This window comes from Deinococcus humi (assembly GCF_014201875.1).
Taxonomy (GTDB): Bacteria; Deinococcota; Deinococci; order Deinococcales; family Deinococcaceae; genus Deinococcus; species Deinococcus humi.
On the sequence record NZ_JACHFL010000007.1, the window covers coordinates 50463 to 65851 of the forward strand.

Sequence of the window (15389 nt, forward strand, 5' to 3'; positions counted from 1 at the left end):
CTCACCCAGATCGCTCGGCGGGTACCACGCTTGTAGCGGACATCTGGCCACGAACTGGTCTCTGTCTTCCTCAAACGTGTCCGTGAGAAACGCCTCAGGCAGAGGGGGCGAGTCGGTGTTGGGGAGCTGGGCAGGCGGTGTCGGTTCTGTCCTCGTCATCTGTTTCCTCCTGGCTTGAAGTGCCCTCAGCTTGACCAGAGGGCGTTAGCTGCCGTTACATCCACAAGACGGGCCGTGTCGAGCGGCCTTCCCGGCCCTGGCATGGCGGCAAGGTGTCCCGCTCCCCGCCTTGCCCAGCCCCTCAGCCACGCACCTCCAGAGCGGTTTGGAGGCGTCTGAGCGGTCCTTCAACGCTAATGAGGCTGCTATGCTGAAGGAGTTCATGTCGTCGTTCACGCCCGCCGCGCCTGATGGAGCCGCGCCACAGACCCTGCTCCTGCTGGGCTCTGCGGCCCTGGAGTCGGGCGGCGATCTACAGCCTCTGCCGCCGGAAGTTCCACTGTGGCTGGCCGCCTTCGTGGCCAGCCAGCAGGAACCCGTGTCCCGCCCGGAGGTGCTGGAACTGCTGTATCCCGAGGTGCCGCCCGGCGCCGCCCGCAACCGGCTGCGGCAATTGCTGCACCGCGCGCGGCAGCTCGGCTGGGCCGAGGGGCTGGGCGCCAGCGGCGACGCGGTCCAGTGGACGGGGCGAGTGGACGTGCGTCTCTTCCGGCAGGCGTGTCAGGCCGGACGCTGGTCCCAGGCCCTCGCGCTGTACCGTGGGCCATTGCTGGACGGACAGCGGCCCACTGGCTTTCCTACTTTTGGGGCGTGGCTGGACGGCGAACGGGAGGACCTGCATGCCGCGTGGCTGGATGCCGCGCTCAGCCACGCGGGCGAATTGGAAGGCAGCGGGCAGCTGGGTGGGGCGCTCCTCATTCTCGAGCAGATCCTCGACGACAGTCCCTACGCTGAAGAGGCCGTGCAAGCTGCGCTGCGCTGCGCCGCCGGGCTGGGAGATGGTGAGCGGGGAACGCGGCTCTACGAACGCTTCCGCACGCATCTGCGCCGCGAGTTGGGGCTGGAACCCGAGGGCATCACCACCCAGCTTCACGAGGCGGCCCGGCATCTTCGGCCCCTCCCGTCTGTCCACCGCTCCCTACCCCGGACCATGACCCCGCTCTTTGGCCGCGAGGACGAGACGCGCTGGCTCCACGAGCAGCTCGCCGATCAGAACGGGCGTCTGCTGGCCCTGATCGGGCCGGGCGGGTCGGGCAAGACGCGACTCTCACTGGACGTGCTGGCCTGGGCCGGGCAGGCCATGGGGGTCACGCCTTCGTTTGTGCCGCTGGAAAGTGTGGACACGGCCGGAGGCGTGATTGTGGCCATCTGTGCGGCCCTGGGCCTGGCCCCTGGCGGAGCGCAACCCCCGCAGCAACAGCTGCTCCTGGCCCTCACGGCCGGGCGTCACCTGCTGGTGCTGGACAACCTCGAACATCTGCTGGCGTCGTCTGAGCGCGCCCCCCTGCTGGCATGGGTGCACGAGGTGCTGGACCAGGCCCCGCAAGCGCAGTTGCTCGTCACCTCGCGCATCCGACTGGGCCTGCAAGATGAGCGCGTTCTGTCTCTGGAGGGGCTGGATTACCCGGCGACACCGGATCTGAAACTGGCTGCCCGGTCCAGTGCCGTGCGACTCCTGGTCGAGCGAGCCAGCCGGGTCCGTGCGGACTTTGCGCTCAAGGCGGACAATGCCCAGGCCCTGATCCAGATCTGCGAGCTGACCGGCGGCCTGCCGCTGGCCCTGGAGCTCAGCGCGGCCACGATGTCCACCTTTGAGCCGCTGGACATCGTGGCCGGGCTGAGCGCTGGCCTGGACCTGATCGAGACCGACGCCCCAGACCGGCCCGGGCGCCACCGCAGCCTACGGGCGGCCTTCGATCATTCCTGGCAGCTGCTGAGCGACGCCGAGCGGTGTGTCCTGGCCCGGCTCTCGGTGTTCCGGGGCGGCTTCGATCGCCCGGCGGCCCTGGCCGTGACGGGGGCGGGACTGCGCACCCTGCTGACGCTGGCAGACCATTCCCTGATCCGGCGAGACTGGGCGGGGCGCTACCACCTGCATGCCGTGATCCGGGCTTATGCCGGGGAGGCGCTGTGCAATGACCGTGTGGAGGAAGCCGAAACGCGCTCACTGCATGCCGCGCAGTACAGGGCGCTGGCGACTGAAGCTGCCCCCCAGCTGCACGGCCCGGAACAGGCCGCGTGGCTCAGTCGTCTCGACACCGAACACGACAATCTGCGCGCCGCGCTAGTCTGGACGGCTGAGCGGGGGGACACCGACGACGCGCTGCGCCTGAGTGCGGCCCTGCACTGGTTCTGGTATGTCCGCGGCTACCACAACGAGGGGCTACGCTGGCTTACGGCGGCACTGGAGCGGAGGGGAGGAAGCGTGGAGCCACGCCTCTTGGCCCTGCATGGCGCGGGCGCACTGGGCCGCGAGTTGGGGCTCTACGCCCAGAGCCTGAGCTGGCTGACACAAGCCCTGACGCTGGCGCAAGATGCCGGGTTCGGGCCGCTCCAGGCGCAGGCCCTTCACGGTCTGGGGCTGACCCACCGGGAACTTGGCGAAACGGAGCGGGCACAGGTCCTCTTGGAAGAGGCACAAGCCCTCCAGCGTGACAGCGGAGCGCTGTGGGGCCTGTCCACCACCCTCAATGATCTGGGCATCGTCTGGGCCAGGAACGGCGACATGGCCCGCGCGCGACAGCTGTTCACCGAGAGCCTGGCGCTCAAGGAGCAGCTGGGGGACCGGCAGGGCATCGCCTACGCCCTGTCCAATCTCGGCAATACGATGGATGATCTTGCCGACTACCAGCGGCTGACCGAGCAGAGCCTGGTCATCAAACGCGAACTGGGAGACCGCCAGGGCATTGCCAATTCGCTGTTCAATCTTGCGGACCTCCACATCGGCCGCGGTGAACTTTCAACCGGGCGGACGCTGCTGACCGAAGCGCTGGAATTGTACTGGCAACTCGGACGCAGGCGAACCATTGCCGCTGCGTTGATCGAGTTTGGGAAATTGGCCCTGGCCGAAGGGCAGCCCGCAAAATGCGTGCAACTCAACGCGGCTGCGGAAGTCTTGCTCGAAACCCTCCACATTTCCGTGCACAGTCTGGGGCTCGATGGATGGGCGCACGAGGCCAGGGCCAGTTTGCGAGAGACGGAGGCCGAAGACAGCAGGCGCCTTGGCCGGGCCATGTCCCTGGAGGCTGCCGTTGAGCTGGCACGACGCCCCTGAGCGCTGAGGAGTGTCGCTCGAGTCTCTTCAACTCCCTTCAGGACCGTGAGCCGAAAACGGTGAGGCCGTCCCAGGTGTGGGCGTCAGTGCTCTAGGGGAAACCGTGTCGCCACCGTCTCCCCTGCGGACCACCATGACCGTGTGAACTGACCAGGTCTTTCAACCGTGTTCGCCAGCGGTGGATGCTGGGTCGGGCTCAGGCCTTCGCCCAGTCGATGAAGGCACTCAAATCCTGGTGCTGCTGTTCCAGGCTCGGGAGATGGACGTACATCATGTGGCCCGCTTCGTAGAATGCCTCCCGGATGTTGCTCTGGAGACCGGGATCAAGCTGGAGGTGGTCAAAAGTGTGCCGCATCGCCCAGTACGGCGTGGCGAAGTCATAGTAGCCGGCAGCCACCATCACTTTCAGGTGGGGATTCTGATGCATGGCGCTCCGCATGGTGTCCGACACCCGCACATGACGGTTCTCGAACTCCTTGTTGCTCCAGGGATGCGTGCGCCCTGACAGGACCTCGTACGCCAGATCAGATTCAAAGCCCAGTTCCTGACGGACGTAATGGTTCAGGGCTGCCGTGTAGGGGCCCACGATGGCCGCGTAACTGGGATCGTAATCCGTGCTGCTACCGCCCCTCTCCCGATCAATACCGGTGAAACGGCTGTCGAGACGGCCAACGGTCCGCCCGCGGTCCCGCAACAACTCCTTGCAGAAGCGTGCCAGCGGAACGCGCAGGTCATGACTCAGGACGAATTCCTCGCTCAGGCCAGTCAGCCGGGCGTACTGCTGGGCGATCCGGCGACGGGCGTCAGGTGCCAGACGGGCACCCAGATGCAGGGCGGAAGCATACTCGTTGTCCGCGAACGCCTCCGCCTCTCGCAGCGCCGTCTCCAGGGGTCTGCGCTCCTCGAGTTTGTCGTGGTACCAGGCTGTGGCCGTCTGGGTGGGCAGATGGGTCACGTAAGCCAGGTCGTGACCTGGGGTGGTGTCCACTGTGGCGTAGTCCAGAATGGCGCTGATCAGCATCAAACCACTCAGGAACATGCCGTGACGCTCCTGCAGGTAACCGCTTAGACCGGCAGAACGCAGCGTGCCGTAACTCTCGCCGATCAGGAATTTAGGGCTGAGCCAGCGTCCCGCGCGCGTCGTCCACAGGCGGATGAAGTCACCCACCGACTCAATGTCTTTCTGGAAGCCATGAAAGTCACCCGGGTTCTCCCCTTCAATCACGCGGGAGTACCCGGTACTGACCGGATCGATGAAGACAAGGTCGGTGTCGGTCAGCAGGGTGAATTCGTTGTCGGTGAGCCCATAGGGCGGCCCGGTCAGTTGACCCGCGTCACCCATCACCACCCGGCGCGGCCCCAGCAGGCCGAGATGCAGCCACAGAGACGGGCTTCCCGGCCCCCCGTTATAGGCAAAAGTAACCGGGCGGGTGGCTGCTTCCTCATGGTCCAGAGCGTAGGCCACGAAGAAGATGCGGGCCCGGTTCCTGTTCCCTTCAAATTCACCCTCCTTGGCGTGCTTTTCTTCAAGGAGCACCATCGTGCCAGCCGTGGCCGTGTAGTTCAGGGTTCTGCCGTTGACGCTCAGGGTGTGTCTGGTGACACTCACCTCGTCACAAATTTCTGGAGAAGTCCGTTTGGTCTCTCGTTTCTCTTCGTCTGCCTCAGGGCGATCAGGGGTTTCGTTCATTTGTCCTTTCCTTTGGGAAGCGTCTGGCAGGCCGAGGTTTCGCTGGTGTTCGTCCCCGCCGTCAGGCCAGGGCCAGAGATCAGATTGAGGATGATTGAGAACCCGGAAAGTCTATGTCAGTCCTAAGGCTGCCAGCAGCGGAAATTCCGGCGGAGTTTTAAAATGGGAAGTCGAGTTTTGAAGCACTGTTCGCGCAGAATTTCGTGATCGTCCTTTGGGACGTGCAAGTGCATTGGTTCTTGAACATCCCGACACTCAATGGAAAGCGGTGGCGCAGTTGTCCGAATGTACTCGAGATTGGTGACCCGACAGCGATGGTGGGAGGGCTTCAGATCGATCAGGGTGAGCCAGCCCTCCCTGACGCGCGCAAAGCAATATAAACCTGAGCGCAATTGGTGGAACTCCACCAGGAGACGGGGATGCCGTCATCTCCCCAAGAGGCACCTGCTGTCCGGCCTTGCGTGACAGCACACCAGTCCCTCGACGAGCCAGCACCAATGGAAACCCTGAAGCAGTGAGGTATCGAGCCGTCATTTCTCCTTTACATGCAGCACACCAAGAGCTGACAGTGATGGGGCATCATCTGACGCGATCTGGCAGGTGCGGGGTTCAGGACCCCTCCCAGCATGAACAGTATGTTCAGCAGATCAGGGGAGAGCTGCCCACCCCTCTATCAATGGGCGCGCGAGTGGGTTCCTGTCGGCCACTGGAGGGTTCGAGTCCCACCACCCACCACCACAGTTTCAAGAGGTCAGGACGCATTCTTTGTTCCTGGCCTCTTTCCTATGTGTTCCAGCCATCAACGTCGCCTGAAGCTGAGTTGCCTGCGCTCCTGCTGCCGGGCACGTTAATGACATTGCACCACCCGCCTGTAGCAGAGAACCATGTCATCTTTTAAACGTCATCGTGGATGTCAAGCACGGGGCGTATCGGGAGCGTCTCCCAAGAGGTGCCGAGCGAATCGGTGCAAATATCCGGCAGCACCTCATCTTTTTATAAAGGCGCACGAGGCAGGAATATGGCCGCCTGCGGCCCATGGCTTGCCTGGAGGGCCAGCCATATGGCGCTTAACGGCTCAATATTTCCAGGTCTGCCTCTGGATGCGGAGAGGATAGTCCTTCGCAGTTCAGCCACACTTGGGCCTACCCCAGCCTCTTTAAACTCGTCGTCGCCTTTGCATTTGCATCAAGCCAGAAGAGCAAGGCCCTACTTGACACACCCGGCCACATCATGCAACTGTTGATGTGTCATGAATTTAGACAGCCGATTATCAAGTGTGCTTCACCTGCTCCTCCACCTGATGGACGCCAAGGACGCCATACCCTCCGAGAAGCTGGCCATCGCCATGAATTCCAATCCTGTCGTCGTACGCCGGACGATGGCCGGACTGCGCGACGCTGAACTGGTGACTTCCGAGAAAGGTCACGGGGGTGGATGGCGGCTGAGTTGTGATCCCACGCAGACCACGGTCCTGGACGTGTACCGGGCGCTCGGCTCTCCCCGGCTGTTTGCGGTGGGCAACCGTTGCGAGACGCCCACCTGCCTGATCGAGCAGGCTGTCAATCTGGCCCTGAACGACGCCTTTCAGGAGGCCGAAGCTCTGATTACCGCGCAGCTTGACACCCTCACCCTTGCCGCCCTCTCCACCGACTTCAGTCACCGCCTCAAGGTTCATGCCAGCACCCATAAGGGAAATCCTCATGTCATTTGAAACTCACTTTGACGCCATAGTCATCGGCGGAAGCTATGCGGGGTTGTCCGGTGCGATGCAGATCGCCCGCAGTGGCCGCCCAGTCTGCATCATTGACAGCAACCGGCCGCGGAATCGCTTCGCCGCTCACTCGCATGGCTTCTTCGGGCAGGACGGTCAACCCCCGCGCCAGATGATCGCGCAGGCTCGCGCGGACCTCACCCGGTACCCAAATGTCACTTTCCGGGACACGCGGGCCATCACGGCCAGCCGGGAGGACGGCGGCTTTAGCGTGACCACGGAAACGGGCGGGCCGCTACACGCCAGGAAGCTGCTGCTGGCCTATGGCGTGGTGGATCTTCTTCCGGACATTTCCGGCCTGGCGGAGCGTTGGGGCGTCACCGCCCTCCACTGCCCGTACTGTCACGGCTACGAGGTCAAAAATGAACGGTTGGGTGTACTGGGGGTCAGTCCGCTGTCCACCCATCAGGCATTGCTGATCTCGGACTGGGGTCCAGTCACCTTCTTCCTGAACGGACAACCTCAGCCGGACGAGGTCACTCTGGCAAAGCTGGCCGAGCGCGGCGTAAAGGTGGAAACAGCTCTGGTTACGGCTTTAGAAGGCAGCGCCCCGGCGCTGAGCGGTGTTCGTTTAGAGGATGACCGCCTGATTGCGCTGGACGCCCTATTTCTGGGATCGCGCATCCGCCCCGCCAGCGACATTGCCGAACAACTGGGCTGCGCCACAGAGGAGGGTCTACAGGGGCCGCTGCTTCAGACCGACGCGTTCAAGCAGACCAGCGTGCCGGGCGTCTACGCGGCGGGCGATATCACGCCGCGCGTTGCCAACGCAAGCATGGCTGCCGCTGACGGCGTATTTGCAGGAGCCTCACTGCACCAGTCACTGCTCTTCGGGCCACTGGCCGCGCTGGAAAAGAACAGGCCAGAGAACCGCAGCAACCCATGAAGATTTCGACGGATCCGGCAATCCTGGGCGAACCGACAGGTGCAAAGCTTTTTACTACTGGAACTGCAACCATCGGTGACCCTCGTTCTGGTCAATGACACGTTTACCGGCTGCCACAGAAAAAACAAAAGAGGGATCGCGGGACGGCCGTGCCTTAGAGCAAGACGCCCCGTCAGAACGAACGGGGCGTCTTGCTCTGCGGCAGTTTTCTGGCTTACTGCTTAACGATACGGTCAACTTCGGCAGTGCCGCTGTAGGGGGTAGGAGCGTTCAGGAAGCCCTTGAGCACCACCCGCCAGTCACCGGCCACGGGGTTGGGAATGCTGACTGCTTCATTGGTGCTGGTCCCCTGGGCACTGGAACCGATCAGCTGGCCAGCGGGGTTGTAGACTTCCAGGTCCAGGTCAAAGGCCGGATTGCCCCAGTCGGTGCTGACGCGCAGGACACTTGAGCCAGCGGGCACCTTCAGGACGTGGCTGTCCTGCGCGTTGCTCACGCAACCGGCAGTCGGGGCGCAGACGGCAGTGTCCACGGTGCCGCTCCAGCCAGGCAGGACGGTGGTCTGGACCGAATAGCGGTTGGGGTTCTGGCGCACCGCTTCCCGCACCGAGGCATTGGCGTCCACATAGCCGTAGCCCACTTCCCATTCCTCGCGCTTCTTCACGACCACCTGGGCCGGATCAAGGCCGCTGGTTGCGCTGGCTGCGTAGTACATCGCGCGGCTGGTCTTTTTAAAAGTGGCCAGCACACTGTCGAGGTTCATCTTGGGGTTGGCCTCGAGCATCAGCGCCACCACGCCGCTGATGTGGGGCGTCGCCATGCTCGTGCCGCTGATGGTGGAGTAACGGGGATTGTCGGTATCCGGCACGGTGGTGGCGGCCAGGCCAGTCAGGGCGCGGGCGGCGCTGATATCGACGCCAGGGGCGGTCACGTCGGGGTGGACCAGTGCGTCACCGGCGCGGCCACGGCTGCTGAAGTCAGCGAGGTAGCCCTGCTTGTCACCGGCGGCCACGCTAATCACGCAGGGGCTGGCCGAGTACGGGTTGAGGGTATTGGCATCTGGCCCCTCGTTGCCGGCAGCGAACACCACGACCATTCCCGCGTCGTAGGCGCGCTTGGCGGCGATGCTGATCGGGTTGTATGGCGCGAATTCGCCGCTGCTGCCCCAGGAGTTGCTGATCACACGCACGTTGTAGGTCTCGCGGATTTCGGGCTTCATCAGGTAATCAAAGCCCTGCAAGGCGTACAGGATGCTCAGGCCGTCGCCCGCGCCGACACCCACCAGGGTGGCGCCGGGTGCAACCCCGCGCCGCATCCGGGCGCTGCCAGCCGAGGCCGCGCCGCTGCCGCCAATGGTACTGGCAACGTGTGAGCCGTGCCCGCTGCTCGTGTCCGTGTTGGGCAGATCCAGATACAGGTAACCGCCCGCCGGGGTGTCTGTCACGGGACCCACCAGCTTCACGTTCTTGGCGACGTGGGCCAGGTCAGGGTGAGTGCCGTCAACGCCGGAATCGATGATGCCCACGCCGATGCCCTTGCCGCTCACGCCGTAGGTGCTCTGGGCGGTGTCGGCGCCGATGAACTTGACGCTCTCAGCGAGTTTGTACTGCAAAGGGGCGTCCTGATAGATGGATTGCAGGCCGGGCAGGCTGGCCTTGAGCTGGCCAATCAGTTCCGGAGTGATCAGGGTCTTGACGGCCACCATCGGCAGCACGTTCAGGGCACCCAGGCCGCGCCCGAGATCCACATTCATGTTGGAATCCATCCAGCGAATCGCCCGGCCCTTGCTGGTATCGTCGGCGAATGACAGGATCAGGGTGCCCACTTGACCGTACCGCATCGAGCTGTCGACCTGCACGCTGCTGGGACCAGAGGCATACAGGGCCGAGCACGCCGAGAGGGTGGTGGCCTGGGCGTTCACTCGGCCCAGCTGGGCGGCGGTGGGGGTAACGGAACCCTGAGGAGTGCTCTGTCCACAGGAAGCGAGGATGACGGTCAGACCCAGGCCAAGCTTGGAGAAATTCTTCATGGGGGACTCCTTTGGATACATTAGGTGCTTGAGCCCATTGGAGCAGGGAACTCTCAAAAAAAACACAAAGCAGTCATAAAGCGCGAACCGCAGCGCGGCGGACCCGGAGTGACAAACGCAGGACCCGTCTGAAACTGGCGTTGGGAGCGCCCATTTGCGCCGCTCTATACTCGGTTCATGGCACTTCTTCCTTTGCCCGTCCGGCTGCTGCAGCGCCTGCAAAGGGATCATCGGGACGGACGCTGGGCCGGCGTGGTGGCACCGGTAGAGGTGGGGGCCAACCAGTCCGGCCTGACGGCCTGGGCTGAGGCGCAGGGCTGGACGGTCTGGCGGACCCCGCCACCGCCGGAGAAGACCGGGTGGTTGTGGCTTCCAGCGGCCCGGCAGGACTTGCAGAAACTGCCTTACGCTCCTGAAGATGTCCTGGTGTTGGGTGGGGCAGACCTGTGTTACACCCCCGAGGACTGGGCTGCGGCCCTTCCTGATCAGACCCAGGCCGAACGGACCGCCACCTTCGCGGTCAGTGGCGGCTGGCCTGGAGCGCTGGAACTGGCCCGGCAGCGGCCCGGTGACCGGGAGGCCTACCGGCAGCCCCAGGCCAGCGTGCTGCTGGCTCCCTTTCTGCCTCCTGAAGAACTGCGATCAGCGGCGCGGGTGCTGGCGGTATCGCCGCTGGTCACGCCGGGGGTGGGGGCAGCGCTGGACGTGGCCCCGACGGTCTGGCAGTCGCTGGTCGAGGGCGGCTGGCTGTGGCCGGCAGCGGGCGGCTGGGCCTTCCCGTCCCTGCTGCGCCGCGTGCTGACGCCGGACCCTGATCCCGGCCTGGCCCGTCGGGCTGCCCAGGCCCTGCAGGAGGCCGATCACACCAGCGCGGCGCTGGAGGCGCTCGCCGACGCGGCCCTGTGGACCGACTACCTGTCGCTGTTGATCCGGACTGCCCGGACTGGCCAGGGAGAGGCGGCCCTGCGCGCTCAGCTGCGTCGTCTGCCGGAACGCTGGCGGACAGCACCCGAGGCGCTGTACCTCGCGGGATTGGTGGCCCGGGTGGTGGGGGATCTGGACCGTGCCGAGACGCTGTATACCCGCGCCCTGACCGGTCTGGTAGATGGGGCGGGGGCGCTGGTCCTGAACGCCCGTGGGGTGGTGCGGGCCATGCGGGGAGAGGTGGACGGAGCGCTGGACGATTTCACGCAAGCCGCACAGAGCGACGGGCGGACGGCCGGAGAGGCCAGTCAGAACCGCGCGACCCTGCTCGTGCAGCTCGGGCGACATGCCGAAGCCGAATCCAGCCTGAATGCCGCTGTGGCCGCCTTCAGAGAGGCCGGTGACCTGCTCAGGGAGGTCTACAGTCTCCAGACGCTTGGCTCCCTGCATTTCGGACGTGGACTGTTGCGTGAGGCGCTTGGGCCCTACCGGAAATCGCTGCAATTGTCCCTTGCCGATTTTCCAGAGGACGCCGTGTTCTCCCACCTGAATCTGGCCGAATCCCACATCTACCTGGGCGAATTCGATCAGGCCGAGCACCACCTGCAAGCGGCGGCAGCCCACAACGAGCGTCACCCCTCCAGCCTCACAGCCGGCTGGATGCACCGGGTGCAGGCCATTCTGGCCCTGCAACTCGGCGAGGGGGCTCAGGCCATTGCGGCGCTGGACCGCATTCAGACCGACGACCGCAGCTTGCAGGCAGAGACGGCCCTGCTGCGGGTGCGCGCCTACCGGGAACTCGGGCAGCCACAGCAGGCGCTGGCCACCCTGCAGCCAGCCCGCCCGCTGGGCCTGCGCGCCGAGCTGGAGGAAGCCCTGCTGGGGCAAGCCGAGATTGATCCGGTAATTGAGGCCGCGCGGCAGGAGGAGGCGCGTCTGGAACTCGTGACCGCCCTGCTGCACCGATCCACCCCGGAGGATCTGCAAGAGGCGCTGGAACTGATCCGGCAGCATGGTTACCTGGCCGTGCTGGGCAGCCGCGCCGCCGCCCCACTGGCCAGCCTGGCCCAGGACCCCTCCACCCGCGCCCTGTTCCCGCTGCGCATTCAGACCCTGGGACCACTCCGCTTCACCCACGCCGGGCGCCAGGTGCAACTGGCCGATTTCCCGACCCGCAAGAGCGCGGCGCTGCTGGTTGCACTGGCCCTGGCCGAACACCCGCAGTCACGGGAAGTGCTGGCCGAACGGTTCTGGCCCGGTGCCAAGAATCCGCTGGCCAGTCTGCAGACGGCGATCTACCATCTGCGTAGCACGTTCGGGGTTCCGCTGGTGGGCAGCGAACGCGGCCTGATGTCCCTGCTGTTTCCGGTTCAGAGTGACCTTGCTGACCTGCGCCGGGCTCTACAAAGCGAAGATCTGACCGGCCTGGCGGCCCTGTTGCGTCCGCTCACCGCTCCGCTGACTGTTCTCTCCGACCTGCCTGCTGAACTGACCGAGGAGCGGGCCTGGGCCGAACACCTCCTGCACGACGCCTTGCGGCTTCACGCTCAGGCGCAGCCGGCGGCCGAGGTCCACCGCCGCGACGCGCTGCGCGCGCTGATCGCCACCGATCCACTGGCCACGGACAGCCGCGAGGACCTGATCCGCTGGCACGAACTGCACGGCGAGGAGGAGCTGGCCGAGCAGGAACGCCGCCATCTGGCGGATGTCCTCAGGGCGCTGGGTGTGGACTGAAAGCGAGTGTCCTGGTCCCCTCTCAAAGTGCTCGAGGATGGCGAGAAACGATGGTCTTGCCTGACTGTGGAGCGGCCGGGGGGCGAAGGTGGTCAGGACCCACCTACTCAATGGCAGAACGCGTGTTTCTAGGCGGTGAGAGACCTGTCTGAAGATGCCAGCCGCCCTGGATCGGGTGTCGGTGGCGGGCGGATAGGGCACGTCAGGTCAGGCTGTAGGACTGGGTTGAGGCAACACAACCTGGAGGGACCCCTCTTTCATTTTTGAAATCACTGCACCCTGGCAGCCCGCTCAGGCCGTTCACGCGGCATTCACATGCTCTTCCCCCGCGCTTCACGCACTCCGTCCTACCTTCTGTTTCAAGGAACGGGGCCGCGCCGGGTGGCCCGTCAACACGAACACAGGAGAAATGCCCATGGACGTCATCATCAACAACCCCGCCCCGCAGACCCAGTACGCACCCATGGTTCAGGCCCCCGCCGGATACGGTCCGGGCTATGGTCCCGGTTACGGGTACCACACCCATGGTGGCCCCGGCTTCCTTCTACCGTTGCTGTTGATCGGTGGCCTGATCTTCTTGCGGGGGCGGGGCAAGCGCCGCCGCTGGGCCAGACGTCAGCACATGCAACGCCTGAACATGGCGGGCGGCGCCTCTACCACCCCCGAGAACGACTGGAATCTGCGCGAAGATCCACGTGAAGACATGCGCGAGATGTTCCGCCGGGGCCGCGAGAAGTTCTTCAGCGACGGTGCGTTGGCCATCGTCCGCGAGCGCTACGCCAGGGGCGAGATCAACGCCGAGGAATACGAGAACCTGCGCCGGACGCTAAGTGAGGAGGGCGAACACACAGGAGCAGACCTGAGCAGGCCCAACGCTGGGAACGATGAACTGAAGCTCTGAAGTCAGGTTTACAGGCGGCAGCGGGACATCCTCTGTCGCCTCTTTCTCACCCTGACGTGCACAATAAGGCCCAGCCCCAAGGAGGCCCACGCGCATGACCACCATCCTGATCGTGGAAGACGAGGCCCGGCTGGGCGATATTCTGGAGGAATACCTGCGCCGTGAGGGCTACGCCACCGAACGCGCCATGACTGGTCTGCGGGCACTGGAACTGTGGCGTGCGGCCCGTCCGTCCCTGATGCTGCTGGACCTGATGCTCCCGGGCATGGACGGCCTGGAAGTGGCGCGCCGCGTGCGTGCCGAATCCCCCCTGCCGATCATCATGCTGACCGCCCGCGACGAGGAGGTGGACCGGCTGGTGGGGCTGGGCATCGGCGCCGACGACTATGTGGTCAAGCCGTACAGTCCACGTGAAGTGGTGGCCCGCGTGAAAGCTGTTTTGCGCCGTTCGGGGGGAGAGGTGAATGTGCCGACGCTGCAGCGCGCTGGGCCACTGAGCGTCGATACGGCCGCCTTCGAGGTTCGGCTGGACGGTCGGGCGCTGGATGTGACGGTGGCCGAAGTTCGCCTGCTGTCCGCGCTGGCCCGCGCGCCCGGCGTGGTGAGAACGCGCGCCGAACTGCTGTCCGCGCTGGGCGGCCTGGAGCGCGGCACCGATGAGCGCGGGGTAGACGCCCACGTCAAGAATCTGCGCCGCAAGCTGGGCGAACACGCCGATTTGCTGGAGACCGTACGTGGTGTCGGTTACCGTCTGCGCCCGGACTCATGAAACAACGCGGGATAACACAGCGCGGGGCAAGGCGGCCTGAATCTGGACAACGGTTCAGGGCTCGTCCATCTCCGCGCTCCAAATACATGGATCGCCAACGACGGCGCAGTGGCCTGCGCGCCCGCCTGACCCGTATGTTCGCGCTGGTGGCCGTGTTGGCGGTGCTGGTCACGACGTTCGGCACGGTCAATTCAGCCTTCCGAGTGATCCGACAGCTCAATCCTGAGCTAAATTTTGGCCCGCTAAGGGACGGAGGCTGGAATGTGGACGCTTCGGTCCTCAGCCCGCAGCAACAGCTGGCGCGCGACGCCGGACGGCAGATCATCGGCAGCGCGGTTCGTTCGGCGCTGCTCAGCGCGCTCCTGGCAGTCATTGTGGCTGGGCTGGTGACGCGGCAGCTCACGCGCCCGCTCTCACGGCTGGTGGACGGCGCAGGCCGCCTGCAGGCGGGTCAGCGTGACGTGCAGTTGCCCCTGCCCCCCCGCCGTGACGAGCTGCGCGACCTGACCGGGGCATTCAACGAATTGACCACGGCCCTGGCCCGGCAGGAGGCCTGGCGGCGCGGGCTGATGGCCGACATCGCCCACGATCTGCGGACGCCACTGGCCGTGCTTCGTTCTGAGATCGAGGCCATGCAAGACGGCGTGCAGCCTACCGACGGGGCGGCCCTGGCCCGGCTGCACGGGGAAGTGCTGCTGCTGGCCCGCCTCGTCACCGATCTCCGGGTGCTGTCGCTGGCCGAGAGCGGCGCGATCAGCCTCTCGCCCACAGGGCTCAACGGAGCAGAGGTGCTGCGTTCGCTTGCCGATGCGTACACCCTGCGCGCGGCAGAGGTGAACGTGACCCTCAGCGTAAACGCCCCGCACTCCGTTCCGTTGACGGCTGACCCGGACCGGCTACGGCAGACGTTGCAGAATATTCTGGACAACGCTCTGCGCTACGCCGCACCCGGACTGGTGGAACTGTCCGCCCACACGGACGCGACAGGAGCGGTCCTCACCATCCGGGATCATGGCCCCGGCTTTCAGAGTGATGACCTGTCGCGCGCCTTCGAGCGCTTCTACCGCGCCGACGCCAGCCGCACCCGCGATCCAAGCGGACGCGCCAGCAGCGGTCTGGGGCTGGCGATTGCCCGCGCACTGACCGAGGCGCAGGGCGGCGTGATCAAGGCCCGCAACCATCCGGCAGGCGGCGCAGAGTTCACGCTCATCTTTGCTTCCCCTAGTCGTGACCTGCCCACCGCCGCTCACGTGCCAGTCGGTGGGCTTTAATTCTCCAGAGGCCCGTGAGGATGGGTCAGGTTCCTTGTGAGACATAGAGCTCAGAACTGACCGTAAGTCGATCGGCAGCGTCTCAACGAATCGTTTTTTCAGGTGGGCAGAATTGCTGATTCAAGCGTGACGGTCAAGCT

The 15389-nt window shown here is 65.0% G+C and carries 9 protein-coding genes; 7 read left to right on the forward strand and 2 right to left on the reverse strand.

Annotated elements, in window-relative coordinates; all coding sequences use genetic code 11:
- Window positions 1-367 precede the first annotated feature (367 nt).
- Window positions 368-3274 (forward strand): ATP-binding protein, encoded by a 2907-nt coding sequence (locus tag HNQ08_RS14055; protein WP_184133329.1) that lies wholly within the window; start codon window positions 368-370, stop codon window positions 3272-3274.
- 196 nt (window positions 3275-3470) lie between these two features.
- Here HNQ08_RS14055 and HNQ08_RS14060 read toward each other — a convergent pair whose 3' ends face one another.
- Window positions 3471-4883, reverse strand: coding sequence for a S10 family serine carboxypeptidase-like protein (locus HNQ08_RS14060; protein ID WP_229790068.1), 1413 nt, complete (start codon window positions 4881-4883; stop codon window positions 3471-3473).
- Between the two features lie 1330 nt (window positions 4884-6213).
- Here HNQ08_RS14060 and HNQ08_RS14065 point away from each other — a divergent pair.
- Entirely contained in the window at window positions 6214-6675 is a 462-nt protein-coding gene (locus HNQ08_RS14065) for an Rrf2 family transcriptional regulator (protein WP_184133333.1), read from the forward strand.
- Entirely contained in the window at window positions 6665-7621 is a 957-nt protein-coding gene (locus HNQ08_RS14070) for an NAD(P)/FAD-dependent oxidoreductase (RefSeq protein WP_184133335.1), read from the forward strand. Before HNQ08_RS14065 ends, HNQ08_RS14070 begins: the two co-directional genes overlap by 11 nt.
- 214 nt (window positions 7622-7835) lie before the next feature.
- Here the strand turns inward: HNQ08_RS14070 and HNQ08_RS14075 are convergent, their stop codons facing one another.
- Window positions 7836-9650: a S8 family serine peptidase gene (locus tag HNQ08_RS14075; RefSeq protein ID WP_184133337.1), complete on the reverse strand. Its 1815-nt coding sequence runs from the start codon at window positions 9648-9650 to the stop codon at window positions 7836-7838.
- 177 nt (window positions 9651-9827) lie between these two features.
- Here HNQ08_RS14075 and HNQ08_RS14080 point away from each other — a divergent pair, with 177 nt between their 5' ends.
- The 4 genes from HNQ08_RS14080 (at window position 9828) to HNQ08_RS14095 (ending at window position 15249) form a co-directional block, all read left to right on the forward strand.
- Window positions 9828-12308, forward strand: a complete 2481-nt coding sequence (locus HNQ08_RS14080; RefSeq protein ID WP_184133339.1) for a tetratricopeptide repeat protein — start codon at window positions 9828-9830, stop codon at window positions 12306-12308.
- A gap of 415 nt (window positions 12309-12723) precedes the next feature.
- Window positions 12724-13209: an SHOCT domain-containing protein gene (locus HNQ08_RS27145; RefSeq protein WP_221284202.1), complete on the forward strand. Its 486-nt coding sequence runs from the start codon at window positions 12724-12726 to the stop codon at window positions 13207-13209.
- Window positions 13210-13303: 94 nt separating this feature from the next.
- Window positions 13304-13978: a response regulator gene (locus HNQ08_RS14090; RefSeq protein WP_184133357.1), complete on the forward strand. Its 675-nt coding sequence runs from the start codon at window positions 13304-13306 to the stop codon at window positions 13976-13978.
- An 86-nt stretch (window positions 13979-14064) separates the two neighbouring features.
- On the forward strand, window positions 14065-15249 hold the full coding sequence (locus HNQ08_RS14095) for an ATP-binding protein (RefSeq protein ID WP_184133359.1): 1185 nt from the start codon (window positions 14065-14067) through the stop codon (window positions 15247-15249).
- Window positions 15250-15389: the final 140 nt, after the last annotated feature.

Coding starts and splice junctions, on each gene's coding strand:
- HNQ08_RS14055 (WP_184133329.1), top strand. CDS start 368: ATGCTGAAGGAGTTCATGTCGTCGTTCACGCCCGCCGCGCCTGATGGA.
- HNQ08_RS14065 (WP_184133333.1), top strand. CDS start 6,214: ATGAATTTAGACAGCCGATTATCAAGTGTGCTTCACCTGCTCCTCCAC.
- HNQ08_RS14070 (WP_184133335.1), top strand. CDS start 6,665: ATGTCATTTGAAACTCACTTTGACGCCATAGTCATCGGCGGAAGCTAT.
- HNQ08_RS14075 (WP_184133337.1), bottom strand. CDS start 9,650: ATGAAGAATTTCTCCAAGCTTGGCCTGGGTCTGACCGTCATCCTCGCT.
- HNQ08_RS14080 (WP_184133339.1), top strand. CDS start 9,828: ATGGCACTTCTTCCTTTGCCCGTCCGGCTGCTGCAGCGCCTGCAAAGG.
- HNQ08_RS27145 (WP_221284202.1), top strand. CDS start 12,724: ATGGACGTCATCATCAACAACCCCGCCCCGCAGACCCAGTACGCACCC.
- HNQ08_RS14090 (WP_184133357.1), top strand. CDS start 13,304: ATGACCACCATCCTGATCGTGGAAGACGAGGCCCGGCTGGGCGATATT.
- HNQ08_RS14095 (WP_184133359.1), top strand. CDS start 14,065: ATGGATCGCCAACGACGGCGCAGTGGCCTGCGCGCCCGCCTGACCCGT.